This is a genomic window from Roseobacter sp., assembly GCF_045106495.1.
GTDB lineage: Bacteria > Pseudomonadota > Alphaproteobacteria > Rhodobacterales > Rhodobacteraceae > Roseobacter.
In genome coordinates, this window is sequence record NZ_JBGCEQ010000010.1 from 151,093 (window position 1) to 170,355 (window position 19,263).

At 54.3% G+C, this 19,263-nt stretch carries 19 protein-coding genes; 12 read left to right on the plus strand and 7 right to left on the minus strand.

The genetic code is table 11. From position 1 onward, the window contains the following. The first annotated feature begins 123 nt into the window (after nucleotides 1-123). Nucleotides 124-1,782: a twin-arginine translocation signal domain-containing protein gene (locus AB8B75_RS07795; RefSeq protein ID WP_405361199.1), complete on the plus strand. Its 1,659-nt coding sequence runs from the start codon at nucleotides 124-126 to the stop codon at nucleotides 1,780-1,782. A 71-nt stretch (nucleotides 1,783-1,853) separates the two neighbouring features. Here the strand turns inward: AB8B75_RS07795 and AB8B75_RS07800 are convergent, their stop codons facing one another. Beyond that, nucleotides 1,854-2,162, minus strand: a complete 309-nt coding sequence (locus tag AB8B75_RS07800) for an EthD family reductase (RefSeq protein WP_405361200.1) — start codon at nucleotides 2,160-2,162, stop codon at nucleotides 1,854-1,856. A 153-nt stretch (nucleotides 2,163-2,315) separates the two neighbouring features. Between AB8B75_RS07800 and AB8B75_RS07805 the strand changes: the two genes are divergently transcribed. The 3 genes from AB8B75_RS07805 to AB8B75_RS07815 are packed head-to-tail and all read left to right on the plus strand — an operon-like array spanning nucleotide 2,316 to nucleotide 4,333. Continuing rightward, nucleotides 2,316-2,738: a hypothetical protein gene (locus AB8B75_RS07805; RefSeq protein WP_405361202.1), complete on the plus strand. Its 423-nt coding sequence runs from the start codon at nucleotides 2,316-2,318 to the stop codon at nucleotides 2,736-2,738. Between the two features lie 15 nt (nucleotides 2,739-2,753). Continuing rightward, a complete protein-coding gene (locus AB8B75_RS07810) occupies nucleotides 2,754-3,422 on the plus strand; it encodes a carbohydrate ABC transporter permease (protein ID WP_405361203.1) in 669 nt (222 codons plus the stop codon). Further along, the gene (locus AB8B75_RS07815; protein WP_405361205.1) at nucleotides 3,419-4,333 is read left to right on the plus strand and encodes a carbohydrate ABC transporter permease; all 915 of its coding nucleotides are present in this window, start codon (nucleotides 3,419-3,421) and stop codon (nucleotides 4,331-4,333) included. The genes AB8B75_RS07810 and AB8B75_RS07815 overlap by 4 nt, the downstream gene beginning before the upstream one ends. 206 nt (nucleotides 4,334-4,539) lie before the next feature. Here the strand turns inward: AB8B75_RS07815 and AB8B75_RS07820 are convergent, their stop codons facing one another. From AB8B75_RS07820 to AB8B75_RS07830, 3 genes are read right to left on the minus strand one after another with little or no spacing between them, the layout of a single operon-like run. After that, on the minus strand, nucleotides 4,540-6,030 hold the full coding sequence (locus AB8B75_RS07820; RefSeq protein ID WP_405361207.1) for an FGGY-family carbohydrate kinase: 1,491 nt from the start codon (nucleotides 6,028-6,030) through the stop codon (nucleotides 4,540-4,542). Beyond that, on the minus strand, nucleotides 6,030-7,124 hold the full coding sequence (locus AB8B75_RS07825) for a M42 family metallopeptidase (protein WP_405361209.1): 1,095 nt from the start codon (nucleotides 7,122-7,124) through the stop codon (nucleotides 6,030-6,032). The genes AB8B75_RS07820 and AB8B75_RS07825 overlap by 1 nt, the downstream gene beginning before the upstream one ends. Next, a complete protein-coding gene (locus AB8B75_RS07830; RefSeq protein WP_405361211.1) occupies nucleotides 7,121-7,921 on the minus strand; it encodes a BtpA/SgcQ family protein in 801 nt (266 codons plus the stop codon). Before AB8B75_RS07830 ends, AB8B75_RS07825 begins: the two co-directional genes overlap by 4 nt. A 96-nt stretch (nucleotides 7,922-8,017) precedes the next feature. Between AB8B75_RS07830 and AB8B75_RS07835 the strand changes: the two genes are divergently transcribed. From AB8B75_RS07835 to AB8B75_RS07855, 5 genes are all read left to right on the plus strand, one after another. After that, entirely contained in the window at nucleotides 8,018-9,046 is a 1,029-nt protein-coding gene (locus AB8B75_RS07835) for an aldo/keto reductase (RefSeq protein WP_405361212.1), read from the plus strand. Beyond that, the gene (locus AB8B75_RS07840) at nucleotides 9,043-9,885 is read left to right on the plus strand and encodes an amidohydrolase family protein (RefSeq protein ID WP_405361213.1); all 843 of its coding nucleotides are present in this window, start codon (nucleotides 9,043-9,045) and stop codon (nucleotides 9,883-9,885) included. Before AB8B75_RS07835 ends, AB8B75_RS07840 begins: the two co-directional genes overlap by 4 nt. A gap of 578 nt (nucleotides 9,886-10,463) precedes the next feature. Beyond that, the gene (locus AB8B75_RS07845; RefSeq protein WP_405361215.1) at nucleotides 10,464-11,510 is read left to right on the plus strand and encodes a pyridoxal-phosphate dependent enzyme; all 1,047 of its coding nucleotides are present in this window, start codon (nucleotides 10,464-10,466) and stop codon (nucleotides 11,508-11,510) included. Beyond that, nucleotides 11,510-12,670 (plus strand): M24 family metallopeptidase, encoded by a 1,161-nt coding sequence (locus tag AB8B75_RS07850; RefSeq protein WP_405361398.1) that lies wholly within the window; start codon nucleotides 11,510-11,512, stop codon nucleotides 12,668-12,670. Before AB8B75_RS07845 ends, AB8B75_RS07850 begins: the two co-directional genes overlap by 1 nt. Beyond that, nucleotides 12,670-13,407, plus strand: a complete 738-nt coding sequence (locus AB8B75_RS07855; RefSeq protein WP_405361216.1) for an Asp/Glu racemase — start codon at nucleotides 12,670-12,672, stop codon at nucleotides 13,405-13,407. The genes AB8B75_RS07850 and AB8B75_RS07855 overlap by 1 nt, the downstream gene beginning before the upstream one ends. A gap of 1 nt (nucleotide 13,408) precedes the next feature. Here AB8B75_RS07855 and AB8B75_RS07860 read toward each other — a convergent pair whose 3' ends face one another. Together AB8B75_RS07860 and AB8B75_RS07865 are read right to left on the minus strand one after the other, a co-directional pair. Then, the gene (locus AB8B75_RS07860) at nucleotides 13,409-14,122 is read right to left on the minus strand and encodes a response regulator (RefSeq protein WP_405361218.1); all 714 of its coding nucleotides are present in this window, start codon (nucleotides 14,120-14,122) and stop codon (nucleotides 13,409-13,411) included. Further along, entirely contained in the window at nucleotides 14,119-16,350 is a 2,232-nt protein-coding gene (locus AB8B75_RS07865; protein ID WP_405361220.1) for an ATP-binding protein, read from the minus strand. The genes AB8B75_RS07860 and AB8B75_RS07865 overlap by 4 nt, the downstream gene beginning before the upstream one ends. 287 nt (nucleotides 16,351-16,637) lie before the next feature. Here AB8B75_RS07865 and AB8B75_RS07870 point away from each other — a divergent pair, with 287 nt between their 5' ends. The 3 genes from AB8B75_RS07870 (at nucleotide 16,638) to AB8B75_RS07880 (ending at nucleotide 18,492) form a co-directional block, all read left to right on the plus strand. Continuing rightward, nucleotides 16,638-16,874: a hypothetical protein gene (locus AB8B75_RS07870; protein WP_405361222.1), complete on the plus strand. Its 237-nt coding sequence runs from the start codon at nucleotides 16,638-16,640 to the stop codon at nucleotides 16,872-16,874. Nucleotides 16,875-16,939: 65 nt separating this feature from the next. Then, nucleotides 16,940-18,013, plus strand: coding sequence for a PLP-dependent cysteine synthase family protein (locus tag AB8B75_RS07875; protein WP_405361224.1), 1,074 nt, complete (start codon nucleotides 16,940-16,942; stop codon nucleotides 18,011-18,013). 272 nt (nucleotides 18,014-18,285) lie between these two features. Next, entirely contained in the window at nucleotides 18,286-18,492 is a 207-nt protein-coding gene (locus AB8B75_RS07880) for a hypothetical protein (RefSeq protein WP_405361225.1), read from the plus strand. Nucleotides 18,493-18,500: 8 nt separating this feature from the next. Here the strand turns inward: AB8B75_RS07880 and AB8B75_RS07885 are convergent, their stop codons facing one another. Next, nucleotides 18,501-18,902 (minus strand): hypothetical protein, encoded by a 402-nt coding sequence (locus tag AB8B75_RS07885; protein ID WP_405361227.1) that lies wholly within the window; start codon nucleotides 18,900-18,902, stop codon nucleotides 18,501-18,503. Between the last annotated feature and the right edge of the window lie 361 nt (nucleotides 18,903-19,263).

Genomic DNA, 19,263 nt, shown 5'->3' on the forward strand with positions numbered 1-19,263 from the left:
TCTAGACCATAGTGATGTCTCGTCGGGGGATCGTGTGACGTCAAAATCGCTAAAAATCGCCATTGTCATGCGCACTGTATCCCCCATCGATGAAACGTATCACCACGTCCCGGGAGGATGGAAATGAAAGTAGACCTTTATAATTATATCAAGGCGGCACAGAAGATGAACCGTCGCCAGATGCTGAAAGGCACCGCTGCGGTGGGGGCCGTCGCGATGATGCCAAAAGCTGCCGCCTATGCAGATGGGCACGCAAACGTACGCGCTGAAATTCTCAAAATTCCTGGCGTAGGTGCAGGTTCGCCCACGGACAGCGACTGGCAAAAAGTGGGTGAAATGTGCCTTGCCGCCACAAAGGAAAATGTGGCCGAAGGCGAATTTGACGGCGTTGAACTGACCTTCATGGGATTGAACAACCAAAACCTGCACAACTTTCTTTTTCGCGGATTTTTGAAGCCGTGGGAGGCTTACACTGGCGCGACAATCAACTGGATTGATCTGGCGCAGGCCGATTACAATGCGCGTCTGCAACAGTCTATTGCCACCGGCACAGTAGATTTTGACATAATCGAAATGGGTGCGCCCTTTGAGGGCGACGTTCTGGGACGGGGCATGGCATCAGAGATGCCTGACTGGGTCAAAGACCAGATCGATATGGACGACTATGTGGACTATCTGAAAGCCCCGGTCGGCACATGGGATGGTAAAACCTATCGCGTGTCGATTGACGGCGACACCCATACATTCGCCTATCGCAAAGACTACTATGAAAGCGAAGAATTGGCGCAGGCCTGGGCAGATGCGGGCAACACGACGCCCTGGGAACAGCCCACGACATGGGAAGCGGTCAACGCGCAATCCAAATTTCTTGTGGGCAAGACCGATCCGCTCACCGGTCTGGATGCGCATGGATATCTGGACCCGCTCAAAGGATGGGGCGGTTTTGGCTTCTACTTCCTTGAGAACCGCGCAGCGCCCTATGCCAAGCACCCGGATGATCCGGCATGGCTCTTCGACCCCGAGACCATGAAACCGCGGGTCAACAATCCTGCCTTCGTACAGGCTATTCAGGACGTGATGGACTTGATCGCGGCCAATGCCTACCCTGCTGACCAGATCAACGCAGACCCGGGAACAACCGCATTCCAGCAATTCCTGGCGGGTACTGGCGGAATGCTGAACTGGTGGGGCGATGTCGGGTCTTCGGCACGCACGTCCGACACGTCCGTTGTTGGCGATGTTGTTGGCTTCGACATCAACCCTGGCTCGGAACGGGTTTGGAATTCACAATCCGGCGCCTGGGAAGACACGCCAAACGTATCGCCAAACAATGCTTACATTGGCTGGGGCGTCTACGTTATGGCAACCGTTGAAGGCGACGAAAAGAAAAAGAAGGCCGCCTGGTCTGCCGCTGCTCACTTGGGGGGCAAAGACCTGTCGCTTTGGGCCTCAGCCTATCCATCTGGTTTCCAGCCATACCGGAATTCGCACTTCCAGTTTGAGGAATGGGAAGAAGCCGGATACGACCGTGCCTTTGTTGAAGATTACCTTGGCTCCAACGCAGACAGCTACAACCACCCGAATGCCGCAATTGAACCACGCATTCCGGGCATCTTCCAATACTATTCTGTTGCCGAAGATGAACTGGCCAAAGGCTATGCTGGGCAATACGCCTCTGCTCAAGAGACCGCTGATGCTATTGCAGCGGCTTGGGAAAAAATCACGGATCAAATTGGTCGGGACAGCCAGATAGCGCTCTACAAGGCGTCGCTTGGTTTGTAACGAAACCGTACAGACAAACGAAAAGGCGCAGCGGTTCGCTGCGCCTTTTTTGTCCATGTGCGATTAATCCGTCAACCAACAACCTCTCCGACGAGCATTTCCGGGGTGCCACTATAAAACTCGGAAATATCTGCCACGACCGGCGCGGCAGCGGCCATCGCGGCGCCAAAAGCTGCCTGATCCTTGAAAAGGATCGTTGCAATCACGTGATACCCGGCCGGCGCATCATCTGCTCCTGCCAGCCCTTTTGTAACTACGGTACTCGCAATGTGAGCACCCATGTGCTTGTCGAGCAAATCCATATGGGTCGACAAATAGTAGTTGTGGTCAAAAGTTGTCTCTGCTTTGGCAGGGTACATAACTTGCAGCGAAACGCTCATTCGGTCCTCCTCTTGCATCAAGTGTCCGCGAAGTTAGTCAAAGAACCATCCGAAGGTACAGCAAAAACGCCGAAACACCCGACATGCAAAAGAAAATGACCTACGACGATTTTCGTGGTTAACAGTTTGCGCATTGCCCGCTAACGTCTCGGAATGAATAGCGAAGGCGACTTACTCCACACGGTCACAGCCGATAACATCACCGATGCTCGCAGACGTTTCGGCCGTAGTCTGGTCTGGGCAACGGCCCTGCTTTTTGTTGCCCTTGCCGCGCTGCAATTCATGCATGACACGGGTCGCATCGAAATCGGGTTCGACACATGGCGGCCGGTGCTCTTTGCCTATCTGCTCTGGGCAACAGCGCTTTGCGCGGCACAGGTGATCGTGAATGGGGAAAAAGGCAAACGCACTTTGTTTGTTTTGCCAGCGGCACTTTTCGTCATCAGCCTTGTAGTATTCCCGCTGCTCTTTGCACTCTATGTGTCCTTCACAGATTGGAACCTCGCGTCCTTAAACGGCCCGCAGCCCAATGGTTGGGACAACATGCGCCAGATGTGGAACGACGCATTTTACTAGAAAAAAAAAAAAAACATGGTGTATTATGTTGCCGCCGTCAGCGTGGAATATGTTATCGCCTTTGGCTTGGCACTCTTGCTGAATGCGCAGATACGCGCGCGCAAATTTTTCCGCGTGGTGTTTTTGCTGCCCCTCATGTTGAGTCCCGTGGCGGTCAGTTGGATGGTTGGCAAATCGATGATGGAGCCGCGTTTTGGCCCTCTCGCCCGACTGGCCCGCGAATTGGGGTGGGACAAACCTAGCTTTTTCGGATCACCCGAACTGGCCCGTTTTGTGATTATGGCGATGGATGCATGGACCTTTATTCCCTTCATGATGATCATGCTGCTCGCTGGTTTGCAGGCCCTGCCCCGTGAAGTCATCGAAGCCTCTAAGGTAGATGGGGCTACGGGTTGGCAAAGCTTCAAGGAAGTTGTTTTCCCGCTGATGCTGCCGGTCTCTGTCACAGCCATCGTGATCCGGATTATCTTTAAACTGAAGCTCGCGGACATCATTATCAATGTCACCTCAGGCGGCCCGGGAGGTGCCACGGATTCCGTCACCAGCTTCATTTTCCGCGAATACAGGGATCGGTCCAATGTCGGCTACGGCACACTTTTGGCGATGGTCTACCTGGTTTTGATTGTGATCTTTATCACGGTGCTGCTTAAGCTGGTGAGCCGATTTATGGAGCGTCCTGCATGAGCGCCATTTTTAAAGAACACGAGTCAGACCGCAAAGTTCAAGTCAAATGGTGGACCAGCCGAGTAGCGATTTACGCAGCCTTAGTCACATGGGCGATCATCTGTCTGTTCCCGATCTTCTGGACATTGACGACCTCTTTCAAACTGGCGCCCGATGTGATGCGCGGCAACATGATCCCCTGGTGGGATTTTACGCCCAAGTGGAAGGGCTGGGAGAGTCTCGGCCTATCGCCGCGCCTAATTGGTGAAATCTCGACTGTGCGCGAGGAGTTTCTCAAACGTTTCTGGAATTCCGCCATTGTCGCGGTGTCAGCTTCATTGCTGGCCGTGATCCTTGGATCACTGGCCGCATATGGGTTGTCTCGGTTCAACTACCGCTTCGGCTTTATGCGCAATTCCGACATCTCATTCTTTTTCCTTAGTCAGATGATCTTGCCGCCAGTGGTTTTGGCCCTGCCCTTTCTGGTTCTCTACAAATCGCTCGACCTGCTCGACAGCCGAGTCGGCTTGATCCTGCTCTATACGCTCATGGTTTTACCCATCGTGATCTGGATCATGCGGGACCAGTTTCAGGGCATTCCGGTGGAATTGGAGGAAGCTGCACTGGTCGACGGGTTGGGCATTTGGGGGGCCTTTGTGCAAATTGTGTTGCCGATCGCCCTGCCTGGCATGGTGGCCGCGTTCATCCTCAGCCTCGTACTTTGTTGGAACGAGTATTTCTTTGCTGCCCTGCTGACCTCCACGGACGCTAAAACCTTGCCGGTAATGGTGGCATCACAAACCGGTTCACAAGGCATCAACTGGTGGTCCATGGCTGCGCTGTCTTCTGCAGCCATTTTACCGCTGGTCGTTGTTGCGATTTTCCTCGAGAAGTACATCATCAAGGGCATGGCCGCGGGGGCGGTAAAGTAGATCTTTTTGTTTTTTTGAGCGGGACCGGATTGCCTGAAACGGACGAACTGGCACAACAATAGGTTAAATCTCGTCATCTGCAGATTTTTGCTGCCTCTGCAGTGTAACAGCCCTAACAATCAATACGCGTGCGATTCGGTCCTGAATTGGGATCTCCACGTTCAAAACAACACGCGGTGATTAGAACACTCGCTGCTGCTCGAAATCTACGGCGTCAATTCTGCGGCGATGTCTTTGGTCTGTTCATAGAGCCTGCGAAAAAGCGCATAATGCTTTTCATAGGTGGGATTGGGAACCGCCCGCACGGTCTCCTGTACCGGATTCCACCGCGCGATATCCCCACGATTGACCGCGCCAATCGCCAAAGCCGCCAGAAAAGCGTCGCCGTAGCTCGCGCCCAGTGTTTTTTTGCAAACCATCTGATCGATACCAGTGATGTCGGAGGTGGCCTGGAGCCACAGACGGTTTTTCGTCCCACCGCCGACCGCCATCAGCCGTGACGGTCGCTGCCCCAATGCAGCAAAGGTGTCAGTAACATGACGCGTGCCAAAGGCGATCCCTTCGATAAGCGCGCGGTACATATCACCACGCTGATGTGTCAGATTCAGACCAAAGAAGGCTCCCTTGGCATCCACGTCGTGGATCGGTGTCCGCTCTCCAGAAAAATAGGGCAGAAACAGCAAGCCATTGGCACCCGGAGGGGAGGCTAATGCTTCTTCGGCCAACACGGAAAAGGCCTCCGCCACGGTCAAATCGCGCGCCATTTGATCGCGAAACCAATGCGTGAGCGTCCCGGATGTCGCTAACCCAGCCAAGGAAGCGTGTTCGCCTTCAAAAAGCCAGGGCGCATACCAAATCGCGGCATCGCTGACCTGTTTCTGGCTGTGCAGGATCATAAAGATCGTAGAGCCATACATCATCATCATGTCGCCCGGCTGATCCACCCCCACCGAGAATGCCTCCGCCGCCGCGTCAATCGTCCCGGCCGTGACCGGTGTACCCTCCGTCAACCCAGTTGCCTGTGCCGCCTGGGCAGTAATCTGCCCCGCGATCTCATGTGACCACATCAGACGCGGTAACTTGTTTAAGGGCACGATGTCATTGGCAAGATCATCAACCCAAGACTGGGCCGCAACGTCATAGAGCGGAGAGAAATTGGCGGCCGTGTAGTGATCGATGACAACCTCACCAGCCAGCCGTTGTACCAGAAAACTGGTTGAGGTCAGGATGTGTGCGGTGTTTTCGAAAATCTCTGGCCGCTGCCGTTTGAGCCAAAGGATTTTTGGCCCAACGGATTGTGAGGTCAGGGCATTGCCGCAGCGTTGGATAATCGTCTCTTCTCCGATGCGCGCCGTCAGGTCGCGCACCTCTACTTCTGCCCGCCCGTCCACACCGTAAAGAATCCCATTCATCAAAGGCGTGCCGTTTGCATCCACTGGCAACATGCACGGGCCAATAGCACTGCAGGCGACGGCCTTGATATCAATCGCGTCAACACCGCTATCCGCCAGTAGTTTTTTGCAGACAAAAACGAAGTCGCCCCACCAATCCTCTTCCGGGCGGTGCTCGGCCCAACCGGGCTGCGGGACCAGCATTTCATGCCCACGCGCCGCCTGCGCAATCACTTTTCCTTCGAAATCTACCAGCACCCCCTTGGTCTCATAGGTGCCAATGTCGATGCCCAGTGTGTAACTCATCACGTATAATCATCCCGTCTCAAGGAAAAATCAGGTCCGATCTGCGCCAATGCCGCGGACAGCAATTCTGTCAATGAAACGAGGTCACGCAAATCACATAACTCACGCGCGGAATGGGAATATCGCATCGGAAAACCCAGATCGATTGCCGCGACGCCCCGCCCGACTAGCTGCACATAGGACAGATCGGTCAGTACTCCCGTTTGCGCCGAGCGTTGCAAGGAAATACCTGTCGCCGTGGCCGTCGTTTCGAAGAGATCGACCATGGCAGGATGGGGGATCACCCCGTTCAGCGTACCGCGCCCGTGAAACGAATAGAGACTCATGCCGGGACCACCGCCCAGCATCATGTCACCGCGTGCGGCCATATCTGGCGTATCACTGGCAAGCATCAGGTCAATCTGAATGGCAATATCCGGTTGTAGCTGTTGCGCGACCGGTTGCGCGCCGCGCAAGTTAAACTCCTCTTGCACGGTAAAGGCGAGGTGTACGGGTGGGCCACTGCGGCGTTTTTTCAAAGCACGTGCGACCTCCAGCAAAACGGCGCACCCGGCCCGATCATCCACACTGGTACCACTTATGCGATCCGCCCCCATTACCGCCGCGCGCGGTGCGTAGACTAAAGGCACACCAATTTTGACGCCGTGATCCTCCGCCATTTGACGCGTCGAAAACCCTGCGTCCACAAAAAGCTCGGGAACCGGATGAACTTTGTATTTCTCATCCGGCGTGGTGGCGTGGTGGCTTTTGTTTGTGATAATACCACTTAGATCACGGCCCTCGCCCAAACAGATCAGCACCTCTTGTGCTGCCAGCGCCCGTTCCGGCACACCTCCCAAGCGCTCCAACTGAAGCAATCCGTTTTCTTCAATGCGGCGCACGACAAATCCCAGTTGATCCATATGCGCAAACAGCATCACCGAGGGTCCGTCTCCGTCGAAAGTCGCGACCAGATTGCCAAGTCGGTCGGTCTCGCTGGCAACATCCATTTCATCCAAACGGGTGCGTATGGCGCGACGCACACGGTCCTCGTGACCCGATAATCCCGGCACCTGCATCAGAGCCAAAAGATCGTTTTTGATACGCTCCTTCATCCGCGCGATGCTCTGGCGCGGTCCATGAAATCAGAGGCGCGGTCTGGGTCCACAGCTTTCCATGTATCGCCATCCACCTTGAGAGATGATCCGACAATGCAGCCGTCTGCGATCTGCAAGACCTCTGCAACGGTCTCATGTTTGACCCCGGTGTTGGCCAATACAGGCGTATCAGGCACCACCGCTTTTACCGCTTCTAGATCGGAGAGTGCTGCGGCTTCGCCGGTGATCTGACCCGAAACAAGCACTGCGTCTGGGATCGAGGAAAACACCGCAGAACGCGCACGATCTGCCAAGGGCCGTGTATCAAGAGAATGGGCAAATTCAGCTGAAACATTAAAGAGCATTGCCATATCAGAACGCCCCAGCTTGTCGCGATAACGTACCGCCTGCCCGGCATTCGGGGACCACAAACCCATGTCGGAGGCATAGGTTCCGGTGAAAATTTCGCGCACAAATGCGGCGCCGCTTGTTGCACCAACGGCCACGCTAGCCATGGGATCCCACAGCATATTCACGCCGAAAGGCACTGTAATTTCGTGGCGCAGCTGACCAATGACATAGGCCATCATGGCGGTAGACGCACGATCCACCTCAAACTCATAGGGCCGATCATTTTCATTGCCAAACATAACAGCATCGAAACCGGCCCCTTGCAATGCATGCAGATCTGCGCGAGCCGCCTTCACCAGATCAAAGTCAGGATCGTAAAGCGGCGTACCAGGCAAGGCTCCCAGATGTACCATGCCAATGACAGGTTTTGGCGTCGTGAATATCGCATTGAAACGTTGAGTCATGCCCTCTCCCTTTTGCTCGGGTCAACTTAGATTTTGTGGTCTGTTCACGCAAAGGGAAAGTGGTCTATTGTCCGACCAAACATCTGGGAGTTTGGCATGACACTGAAAACGCGACATTGGGACCGGCTGGGCAACGGGGGTGTCACCTTCACCGAGCTAGGGTTTGGGACGGCCCCCCTGGGCAATCTTTACAAAGCGATTTCCGACGAAGAGGCCCGCGCTACCCTGAATGCAGCATGGGAAGGTGGCGTGCGGTATTTCGATACAGCGCCTCTCTATGGACTAGGGTTATCGGAAACACGGCTCAATCCGTTTTTGCGCGGCAAACCCCGTGATGAATATGTGCTCTCCAGCAAGGTAGGACGCCTGATCCAGCAATGCGCCCCGGAACATCGCGCCGGTGTTGGCAAATGGTTTGAAGTGCCGCAGCGGCGCGAGCAATTTGACTATACATACGATGGCGTGATGCGCTCGGTGGAACATTCGTTTTCGCGCCTTGGCGTAGATCGGATCGACATCCTTTACGTGCACGATCTGTGCATCTTCAGTCATGGATCCAAAGAAGTCTCAGACATGCGGATCGAAGAGTTTTTTGGTGGGCGGGGTTATGACGCCATGGTGTCCTTGCGCGATCAGGGCATGATCAAGGCCATTGGTGGCGGCGTAAACGAGTGGGAAGTCTGCCAAACGCTGGCAGAGCGCGGGGATTTCGATCTCTTTCTTCTGGCCGGGCGTTACACGCTTCTGGAGCAAGAGGCGCTCAACAGCTTTCTGCCACTTTGCGAAAAACGCGGCATTGGCATCGTCACGGGCGGGCCCTACAATTCGGGAATTCTGGCGACCGGTGCCAAGCCCGGCGCCTACTACAATTATGATCCCGCCCCGCAAAACATAATAGACCGTGTCAATGCAATCGACGCTGTCTGCCAGGATCACGGGGTGCGCATGGTGGATGCTGCGTTTCAGTTTCCGCTGCGGCACCCATGCCATGTCGCTGTGATCCCCGGAGGTCAGGGCGTATCGGAAATGCACGCCAACCTGAACGCCGCGCAAGCCGTGATCCCCGATGGCCTCTGGGATGCACTGAAGGCCAAAGGATTGATGCGCGAGGATGCGCCAACGTGAAGATAGACGCGCACCAGCACTACTGGCAGCCAGCGCGCAGTGACTATGATTGGATGCCGCAGGATAATCCCACATTGAACAGGGCCTATGGTCCCGCCGATCTTGCACCCTCTTTGCGGCGTCACGGCATTGAGGGTACCGTTCTGGTTCAGGCGGCGGCGACGGTGGCAGAAACAGAATATATGCTAGGCCTTGCCGATGCCACACCAAGCGTCAAGGGCGTGGTCGGCTGGATTAACTTTGAAGACAGCGGCGACCTGCAACATCTGAAAAGACTGGCAAATCACCCGAAGTTTCTGGGTGTTCGCCCGATGATCCAGGATATCCCGGACGTCGACTGGATGCTGAAGGACAACATCCAATGGGCCTTCCAAGCCATCGTTGATCTGGATCTGACCTTCGACGCCTTGGGGTTCCCTCAGCACTTGAAGAATTTCGATACACTACTGTCGAGATATCCAACAATGCGTGTGGTCATCGACCACATCATGAAACCCCACATACGGGATGCGATGGCAGGCCAAGAGGCATTTTCCGATTGGGCTATTGGCATGTCGCGGCTCGCGCATCGGACGGGTACTTATTGCAAGCTTTCCGGAATGGTTACTGAAGCCTCAGAAGGCTGGACTATTAATGATCTGCGCCCTTTTGCCAATCACGTGATCTCCGCCTTTGGACCGTCAAGGGTAATGTGGGGATCAGATTGGCCGGTCTGCCGTCTGCAGGCAGAATATGACATTTGGCACGACACGGCCCTAGGCCTGACTGCCCATTTGAACGCGCAGGAACGCACGGAGATTTTTGGCGGCAGTGCTGCGCGGTTCTACCGTTTGGACTGAGTGGCGAAACCCGCAAGATGGCTGGTACGAGAACATTCCGGGTATTGCGCGGTTGTGAATCATGCGCGGGCGATCTAGATGGTTGGCCCCGTTTCCGAAACGGAAACCCCAGCACGGCCACAACCAGCTAAGGTACAAACAAATTACCACGGAATCCGAGCCGCTTGGCAAGAACACCGGTGGAAGATATCAATTAGGTCAGACCAGTTCGAGCAACAACTTGGGATGGTTTCGACATGCGCGCTTGAATCTTCCAAACATCAGTTCCTGTTCCAAAAACCAGCATTCCCACGTAATCCAAACCGCAAGCATGATCCGCCCATGGCGCGGCTAAGGTTGCGACTGTTCGCGTCGAGAAGTTTGAGAGCATCCTGCTTTGCAGCGTTGAACATTGTTCTTCTCAATCCGTACAAGACGGGACACACCGATGCACGGTTGCGTTTGCTCAAAAAGCGACTGCGAGACTTCGAAGATGGGCTTCTGTTGACCTCAAAAAAGGCGCGATTTTTCCTCAGACATTATGACACCCCTCTTGTTGGAGAATTGACCCCCCGTCCAATCTGGCGCACGGTCGGATCATGAAAATTCTGACAAACCCATTTCGTGGCCACGGGCTGCCTCATCCTGATTTGGAGGATGTTCCAGCGCCCAGTGTCGCCTCTCAGAAGCCTGTGGATATGTTGAAGCGATGCCCCCGCGCAGAAGTGTCGCCACTTTTGACCTCGCAAGCGCTCGCGGCGCAATGTGAAGTGGCAGAGGTCACAATCAAGGACGAACGCGCGCGCATGGGTCTGGGTAGCTTCAAAGCACTAGGCGCGGCCTATGTCGTCGCCTGCGATCATGCCGCAGGAAAGGCTGCAGGAACTACTTACATCACGGCAAGCGCCGGCAATCACGGCATGTCAGTTGCGGCGGGCGCGGCTGCCTTTGGTGCGCGTTCTATCGTGTACATTGCACAGACTGTTCCAGAGGCTTTTGCGGACAGGCTGAAGCAGGAAGGGTCGGAAGTGGTGCGCGAAGGCGATAATTATGAGGCTAGCATGCAAGCGGCTGCAAAAGCCGCCAAGGATCAAGGCGCGGTGTTGTTATCTGACAGTTCCTGGCCTGGATATTTGGAACGTCCACACCGCTTGATGGAAGGTTATCTTGCGCTGATGGCGGAAGTATTCACGCAAATTGAAGCGCAGCCTACACATATCTTTTTGCAGGCGGGGGTTGGCGGGCTAGCTGGCGCGGCAGCCGCGATAGCGCGTGATCATTGGGGAGATGGACCGCTGGTCATTGTGGTTGAGCCTGAATTTGCCCCAGCCCTTATCACTTCAATTGACAAGGCGGAGCCCGCACAAACGACGGGTCCGGCATCGCAAATGGGGCGTTTGGATTGCAAGGAGCCTTCGCTCATCGCACTCAAAGGTTTATCCAAGGACGCCGATTTTTTTGTGACGCTCAGTGAAGATGAAGGGCGCGCAGGTGCCGACGCTGCAGCCCAGGTCGAACTTAAGAGTACACCTTCTGGTGCGGCAGGTCTGGCGGCCCTGATCGCCAGCCCGCCACATCGCGCAGCGCTTGCGTTAGATCATCAGTCCCGCGTCTTGCTCATTCTGAGTGAAGGACCGGAAGGGTGATCGCCAAAGATCGTGGGTTTCCCACAGAAGAATACCGCCAAAGGGTCACGCGCGCGCAAGAGCTAATGAACGCCTCCGATCTGGACGCGCTTTTGCTGACCACCGAGCCTGAGGTGCGTTATTTTACCGGGTTTCTCACACGTTTTTGGGAGAGCCCGACCCGACCCTGGTTTGTGCTGTTGCCACAATCAACCGACCCCATTGCCATTATTCCCTCAATTGGAAGCCATTTGATGGGGCAAAGCTGGATTGACGATATCCGCACCTGGCGGTCGCCGGACTATTCAGACGATGGCGTTTCGCTTTTGGCTGCCTGCATCATGGAGCAAGTTTCCGCGAAAGGCCGCATCGGTGTCCCCAGCGGAACCGAAAGCCACCTGCGTATGCCGCTGTCATCCTGGACTGCGCTGCAATCCCGGATTGGGTTACGTAAAATGGTCTGCGATAAGAGCATCGTCCGCAACTTACGGATGATCAAATCAGATCGCGAGATTGCAAAAATACGCGAAACCTGCGCGATCGCGAACCGCAGCTTTGCGCGTGTGGCAGAGATTGCGCATGTCGGCGCCGCGCTGGACACTGTTTTCCGACGGTTTCAAATGCTTTGCCTTGAAGAAGGCGCCGATTGGGTCGGCTATCTTGCTGGCGCCGCAGGCCCCGGCGGATACGGCGATGTCATTTCGCCAGCAACTCCAGATCCGCTACGCTCGGGCGATGTTTTGATGTTGGACACGGGTTTGGTGCGGGATGGGTATTACTGCGACTTTGACCGCAATTTTGCCGTGGGCCCAATTGCGGCTGAAGCAGAAGAGGCATATGTGAAACTGCTTGACGCCTCCGCGGCGGCTTTTGACAAGGCCCGTCCGGGCGTAACCGCAGCGGAGTTGTTTCACTGCATGGACCAGATCGTGACCGGTGGAGCAGGTGGATCCGACGCTGGGCGCATGGGCCATGGGCTGGGGATGCAACTGACAGAATGGCCATCACTGATCGCGCAGGATGAGACAGTGCTCGCCCCGGGCATGGTTCTGACGCTTGAGCCAGGAGTTTCAATCGCGCCAGGCCAAACGCTGGTGCATGAAGAAGACATCGTGATCACAGAAAATGGCGCTGCCTATCTCTCCGCGCCTGCACCACGCCACATGCGGGAGCTCGCGTAATGGCAGAACAGGTATTCTCCTATTCGGTTCTGAAGAGCCTCCCCCCACAACTCGGCCTGATCGTCTTGCAATCCGATGTGACGCTAGAAGACGACTTGCGCGCATTGTTACCGGCATCGGTCAGCCTGCGCGTCTCAAGGGTGCCCTCGGCCACCACCGTCAGTACTGAGACCCTTTCGCAAATGGAGCATCACCTGAAGGCCGCGGCAAGCCTGCTACCCCGCGGCGTCAACTTTGATGTCATCGGCTACGGCTGCACTTCCGGAACGGCACAGATCGGTGCCACGCGTGTTGCAGAGTGCATACGTGAAGGCACCGAAGCAAAGGCGGTGACGGAACCCGTCTCCGCGCTTTTCGCGGCATGTAAAGCCCTGCAAGTCAATCGCATCGCTTTACTGTCGCCGTATGTGGAGAGCGTATCCGGGCAGTTGCGTAAAACTCTTGGCGATCAAGGCATAAAAACGCCCGTCTTCGGATCTTTTGCCGAAGAGGAAGAGGCCAAAGTTGCGCGCATTGATGCGGCATCGATAAAAAACGCGGCACTTCGACTGATGGCGGCCAAGGATGTGGACGCCTTGTTTTTATCCTGCACAAACCTGCGCACTCTGGATGTCATTCCACAATTGCAACGGAAGCTTGGCGTGCCGGTGCTGAGCAGCAATCTGGTTTTGGGATGGCACCTGCTGATGTCTGCAGGGGCAATTCCTCCCGAGGTTTTGCCCGGTGATCTTCTTTAAATCACCCGTCGTAAATGTAGCCAATTCCGCGAACAGTCCGAATGATGGTCGGTTTCTGCGGGTTACTCTCGATCTTTCGGCGCAACCGGGAAATCCGAATATCAATGCTTCGATCGAAGGGGTCCCAAGAGCGGTCATGGGCCTGTTCGAGGAGTTGATCTCGATTGAGCACACGCGACTTATTCTCTGCAAATACACGGAGCAGGCTGAATTCCATAGCCGTCAAGGGCACGTCCTCCCCGGACTCGGAAAATAATTTTGCCGCTTCAAGGTCAAGCGTAAATGCCCCGAATGTGGCGGTTTTTCCAACCTTTGCCGATGTGTCCGGCACAATGTCAGGCACTCGTTTGCGACGCAAAACAGCTTTGACTCGGGCTTCAAGCTCGCGCAGATCAACCGGTTTTGCCAAATAGTCATCAGCTCCCATTTCCAAACCGAGGATGCGGTCGATCACTTCACCCGCAGCCGTCAACATTACAACTGCTACCGGATTTTCGGGCCGAAGCCCCCTAAGAAGCGACAACCCGTCTTCTCCCGGCATGTTGATATCCAGTAGGATCAAGTCAATTTCGTGAGCCTCGAGTTGCGCCCGCAAGGTTGTTCCGTTCTCAGCTACAACAACTTCAAACCCACGACGTACAAGGTATTCTCGCAGCATATCACGCACGTCCGGCTCGTCGTCACAAACCAGAATTTTCGGTTGGACGTCACTCATGCCTGCGCTCCCACGTTGTTCAGAATGTCTGCAACAAAAGATCGCAGTTCCCTTGGCGACACCGGTTTTTCAAGAAACGGGCGTTGGGCTTCTTTCAAGAAGCTTTGCGACGCGGTGCCCATGGTGTCTCCGGTCACAAACCCGATCCGTGTGACCAGAGCCGGAAAATCGCTTTTGATAGCGTCGAAAAATCCTCGGCCATCCACTTCCGGCATGTTGAGATCGCTCAAGATCAGGTTGTACTCGGCTTGCGCCAGCATCTCGAGACCCAGCGCAGCTTCATTTACAACATCCACTGCATACCCTGCGCGGGTCAATATTTCAGCATTAAGGTCTGCAACATCCGCTTCGTCGTCCACAATTAGAATTCGGGCTGGCAAATCCGTTGGCCTAGCCTCAATGGGTTTGCACGCCGCTTCAAGTTGCGCCTGTGTCAGTGTCGGCAATGCGATCAAAAATCGGGCCCCAACCTTTTTGCTCTTATCTATTGTGATGGCACCTTTGTGGGACATGATAATTCGGTGACAAATCGTGAGACCAATGCCTGTGCCTTCGCCCACATCCTTTGTTGTAAAAAATGGCTCAAATATACGGGAGTGCTGGGCGTCGGGTATGCCCGGTCCATTGTCTTCGACTTCAATGACCGCGCTTTGCCCGTTGCGGGATGCACGCGTGCGTACCGTGACTCTGTCGCCAGTTTCCGTGATTTGTATCGCCTGCGCGGCGTTCAAAAGCAAATTCAACACCACCTGCGTGATCTGATCGCTATCTGCTTCGCATCTGGGCAGATCCTCAGCGAGCTCATAATCGATTTCCAGCGTATTTCCCAAGTCGCCATAGCGCGCCACATCAACGGCAATGCGCACAATCTCGTTTATGTCGGTAACCTCCATTTTTGAGGGTTGTTGCCGGGCCATTGACAGGAAGGTTTTGACGATCTTGGCACACCGTTCCGCCGCTCCACTGATTTTATCAACCTGCCGCAACATGTCGGCGTCCTGTGTGTCTTCACGCAACATCAACGAGTGCCCGACCACGACTGAAAGAGGGTTGTTCAACTCATGTGCCACGCCAGCAAGCAGTTCCCCCAACGCCGACATTTTCTCGTTTTGATAGATCGCTTCGCGCTGCGTTGTAAGTTGAGCCTCAACTTTCAACTCTTCGGTCAAATCCCGAGAGTGCGTGACGATCGTAGGGTGTCCATTAAATCGGATCAGGCGTGCTGAGACTGCACACCAAATGGCCACACCATCTCGATTGTAAAATTGCGCTTTAAATTCCTTCACGAGGCCGTATTTATGGATCTCTGCCAGAAACTTCTCTCGGTCCCTCTTGTTGACATAGTATTCTTCGGGTGGTTTCGCTTCGCCGAACAACGCTGTGGTTTCAGGGCTGGAAAACAATGTCTCACCCGTCTGCAAATCCAGCATACGAATGGGCGCCGGACAAGCTTGCAAAACCTGCCGGATCAAAGCGTCGCGCTCCATTTCTTCTGACAAATCAGTGTAGGCCGACACGACACAGGCTCGACCGGTGAATTCAACGATGCGCCCTGCTGCCGAAGCTTCGAATTCCGTCCCATCAAAACGCCGGCACAGAACATTCGACGGCTGACTAGCACTGTTTTCATGCAGCGTTTCAATATACCCCAAATACCCTTTTCTGGTGGGATGGTGTTGAAAGGCATGGGTTGTTTCGCCAAATATCGAGCGGGCCTCTTGCGAGCGATAGATGATCTTTCCGTCATCCAGTTGCGACAGAACAATCGCGACAGGGCTGGTATCCAAAACCGTGGCCAGCAAGGTTTCGCGATCATGTACTATCGCATCAGTAGTATGCTGTTCGGAAACGTCACTTCGAGTGACGATACATCCTCCATCTAATGCAGGTTTGAATCGCACCAAATATGTGCGCCCGTCAAAGTGCTCTGCAATGACATCTCGTTCAAAATTCACGCGATGAATGGACGCGCGGTTGAGAAAAGCCTGTTTGTCACCAAAGGGGTCAACAAATTCGCCTTTGTCCAGACACGCTGAGAGAATGTCATCCCATGGTGTTCCTGGTACTATCAGTTCGGCAATTCTCGGAAACATGTCGACATACTGCTGATTGCACGTGACCAATACGTTGTCGCAATCGAAAACGGCCACACCCTCGGACACCGCTTCGAGCGCATCGCGCAAAGCTACAACGTTATCGCCTTTGGTGCATTGGGTCGTCTGATCCATGTCGCCACTCTAGTTCTGTATTGTTTCAGTCTATTTTCACGCCAGCGTTCAATTGTTTCAATTGTTTCTAAGGTTTGTTCGCTTCCACTTTACGGCATCCGGATACCTTATTGTTTAATATCATTTTTTTACTTTTCTTTGGATTTTCTTGACTGAGATAAAATTGAAACATGAATCCCAATAAGACGACATCAGACTGCAACACGAGACCGCCAGAACCAGATGCATCGGATTTGAATGATCCGACTTTTTGAACTGAAACTCTGTGATGAGAAGGAGTAACGCCCATGACCGTTTCAGCCACAAATTCGATGATACGGGCTCAATGTGCGGGACATATCACCATTCAATCGGTGATTAAGTCAGTCACAAACCTACTGCCGAGCCTGCGCCGTCGCCTGCCAAGCTACAACAGTGTGTCCGCGCTGGATGATCGCCTGCTGCAAGACATCGGCGTGCGCAGCATGAAGGAATTGGGTTTCGACCACCGCGACCACCTCCACCAACTCGTTCGCAGGTTTTGAACCAAATACCCTTCTCTTTGGCAGCGCCAGAAAAAAGTGCTGCCCTCTATATGAAAGACTTTCCAATGACCAAACGATTTGACTCAATACTGGACACTGTCGGCAACACGCCCGTCGTTCGCATCCAAAAACTTGGCCCCCAGCATGTGGATCTCTACGTCAAACTCGAAGCTTTTAATCCGATGGGCTCCGTCAAGGACCGCCTTGCCGTGGGTGTGATCGAAGCAGCCGAACAGGACGGCTCGTTGCGCCCGGGCCAAACGATCGTTGAGGCCACCAGTGGAAACACCGGCATCGGGCTTGCCATGGTCTGCGCACAAAAAGGCTACCCATTGGTTGTGACCATGGCAGAAAGTTTCAGTGTCGAACGCCGCAAACTCATGCGTTTTCTGGGCGTACAAGTGGTTCTGACGCCCGCATCTGAAAAAGGTACGGGCATGGTCCGAAAAGCCCGAGAGTTGGCCGAGACGCATGGTTGGTTTCAGTCACGTCAATTCGAAAACCCTGCAAATGCGGCTTATCATGAGGCAACGACGGCTGTTGAAATTGCGCGAGATTTTGAAAACATCGGGTTGGACTACTGGGTGTCCGGTTTTGGCACGGGCGGCACAATCAATGGTGTTGCCCGAGGACTAAAACGCCTGAGCCCCACTACTCAAATCGTCGCGGCCGAGCCCGACAACGCCGCTCTGCTCAGCAGTGGTATTGTGCAACCTTTCCAAGCGGACGGTAGCCCGGCGGAAAGCCACCCCGTTTTTCACCCTCACGTGATGCAGGGTTGGACACCTGATTTCATATCCAAACTCACGAATGATGTGTTGCAGGCGGGAAACATTGATCAGGTTCAGCCCGTGCCAGGCGCCGCAGCGATGGTCATGGCCAAAGCGCTTGCACGACAGGAAGGTATTTTCTGCGGTGTCAGTGGCGGCGCAACTTTTGCTGCCGCCATGGAGGTTGCCAAGAGAGCGCCGGAGGGAGCAACGATCCTAGCCATGATACCCGACACAGGTGAACGGTACCTTTCGACGCCTCTGTTCGAAGATGTCCCGATCGAGATGACTCAATCCGAAAAGACCCTCTCGATGTCGACACCAAGCGCAAGATATGATGCGCCTCAGACCCTTTCCGCCCAGGTATAATGACCAAAAGCCAATCAAAAATGACTTGCCGCCCAGTTCCCATTGGGCAGTCTTTTTCTTTTGTGGCGTTGATGATCGTTATGCGAAAAGCGGACATAAAAATGAAACATCTGAAACGAATAGGGCGGCTAAGTGATGTCACAAAGAGATATCTCCTCGGCAGGCATGTCACACGGTTCAAGCACGTGGCCAGGCCATTCTCGTCCCAATGATTAGCTTTTCACCGCGGCCAGCTAACTCCCGCCATCGATCCGGCAACCACAGAAACAAAAATGGAAATTCAAATTGTCAAAAAGACCACAAAAATCGCAACGAACGGCGTCGATGTCCCCAAATTATTGGGCACTATTGCAGCGGTCCGCGCGCAACCTGATCCGGCGAATTTCACATTTCGCGACAGTGCCGATTGGTTGAGCGATACACATTGCCGTTTGAGCTTTAACGGCTGCGGCTGTGCGGTAGGCATCATAGGTGGATAGTGATGACACTACTCCGGGGCGTGGCGGAAATAGAGCCCCATCGCCGCTTGAATATTTGCTGTCGACCTTGGCAACTTGAATCCCGCAGGGTTCGGGAACATTGCCTCCGCACACCAGATAAAACTTGCCACCTTAAGACCAGCGTTGAGGCCAACATGGATGAGCAACGAGTCCCTGGCTTCACCGATCAGGTGCGCAATCGATTGGACACAACACGCACCCACTTCAAAACATCTAGGGACGCACCCGTCACTGGTCTGGAATTGATCGTGAGATAAACGATGGCTGGCGCGATCATCTTTGGCGTGCAACCCCGCAAAACATGCCACGTGCCACCAAGGGTTTTCTTGATAAATGCGGTGCTTGGCAAACACCGATTCACTGAAAAGACTACAGATTATTGATTTCATATCGAAAACCGTGAAATAAAAGACAGTCTCAATTTCCGTAGACGCAGGAAGCGCCGGACTGGCTTGCCACCATCACCTGGCACGCAAGAGTTTTGATCACGTGCTTTCTGAGCATGGAAACCTGGACCAAAAATGGTTGCAGGAACGTTGGTTGTCGCTGCACCTGTTAACACTGATTTCGATCGCCCGTTCGCCTGGACTTGCCTTGGCCGGGGCGCAACCGGCCGATTTCATGCACAAACACTGTCGCGGAATTCTTGCACTGCTAATGTCGAAGCTTCAGCGTGCCGGACACTTTGTGCACATCCGTTCTATCAGTATCCCAATCCAGATCGGGATACAGGGTGACGACGCATCGCTA

Excerpts from the sequence above, each read along its gene's own strand:
- AB8B75_RS07795 (WP_405361199.1), top strand. The coding sequence starts at position 124 with ATGAAAGTAGACCTTTATAATTATATCAAGGCGGCACAGAAGATGAAC.
- AB8B75_RS07800 (WP_405361200.1), bottom strand. The coding sequence starts at position 2,162 with ATGAGCGTTTCGCTGCAAGTTATGTACCCTGCCAAAGCAGAGACAACT.
- AB8B75_RS07805 (WP_405361202.1), top strand. The coding sequence starts at position 2,316 with ATGAATAGCGAAGGCGACTTACTCCACACGGTCACAGCCGATAACATC.
- AB8B75_RS07810 (WP_405361203.1), top strand. The coding sequence starts at position 2,754 with ATGGTGTATTATGTTGCCGCCGTCAGCGTGGAATATGTTATCGCCTTT.
- AB8B75_RS07815 (WP_405361205.1), top strand. The coding sequence starts at position 3,419 with ATGAGCGCCATTTTTAAAGAACACGAGTCAGACCGCAAAGTTCAAGTC.
- AB8B75_RS07820 (WP_405361207.1), bottom strand. The coding sequence starts at position 6,030 with ATGAGTTACACACTGGGCATCGACATTGGCACCTATGAGACCAAGGGG.
- AB8B75_RS07825 (WP_405361209.1), bottom strand. The coding sequence starts at position 7,124 with ATGAAGGAGCGTATCAAAAACGATCTTTTGGCTCTGATGCAGGTGCCG.
- AB8B75_RS07830 (WP_405361211.1), bottom strand. The coding sequence starts at position 7,921 with ATGACTCAACGTTTCAATGCGATATTCACGACGCCAAAACCTGTCATT.
- AB8B75_RS07835 (WP_405361212.1), top strand. The coding sequence starts at position 8,018 with ATGACACTGAAAACGCGACATTGGGACCGGCTGGGCAACGGGGGTGTC.
- AB8B75_RS07845 (WP_405361215.1), top strand. The coding sequence starts at position 10,464 with ATGAAAATTCTGACAAACCCATTTCGTGGCCACGGGCTGCCTCATCCT.
- AB8B75_RS07855 (WP_405361216.1), top strand. The coding sequence starts at position 12,670 with ATGGCAGAACAGGTATTCTCCTATTCGGTTCTGAAGAGCCTCCCCCCA.
- AB8B75_RS07860 (WP_405361218.1), bottom strand. The coding sequence starts at position 14,122 with ATGAGTGACGTCCAACCGAAAATTCTGGTTTGTGACGACGAGCCGGAC.
- AB8B75_RS07865 (WP_405361220.1), bottom strand. The coding sequence starts at position 16,350 with ATGGATCAGACGACCCAATGCACCAAAGGCGATAACGTTGTAGCTTTG.
- AB8B75_RS07870 (WP_405361222.1), top strand. The coding sequence starts at position 16,638 with ATGACCGTTTCAGCCACAAATTCGATGATACGGGCTCAATGTGCGGGA.
- AB8B75_RS07875 (WP_405361224.1), top strand. The coding sequence starts at position 16,940 with ATGACCAAACGATTTGACTCAATACTGGACACTGTCGGCAACACGCCC.
- AB8B75_RS07880 (WP_405361225.1), top strand. The coding sequence starts at position 18,286 with ATGGAAATTCAAATTGTCAAAAAGACCACAAAAATCGCAACGAACGGC.
- AB8B75_RS07885 (WP_405361227.1), bottom strand. The coding sequence starts at position 18,902 with ATGAAATCAATAATCTGTAGTCTTTTCAGTGAATCGGTGTTTGCCAAG.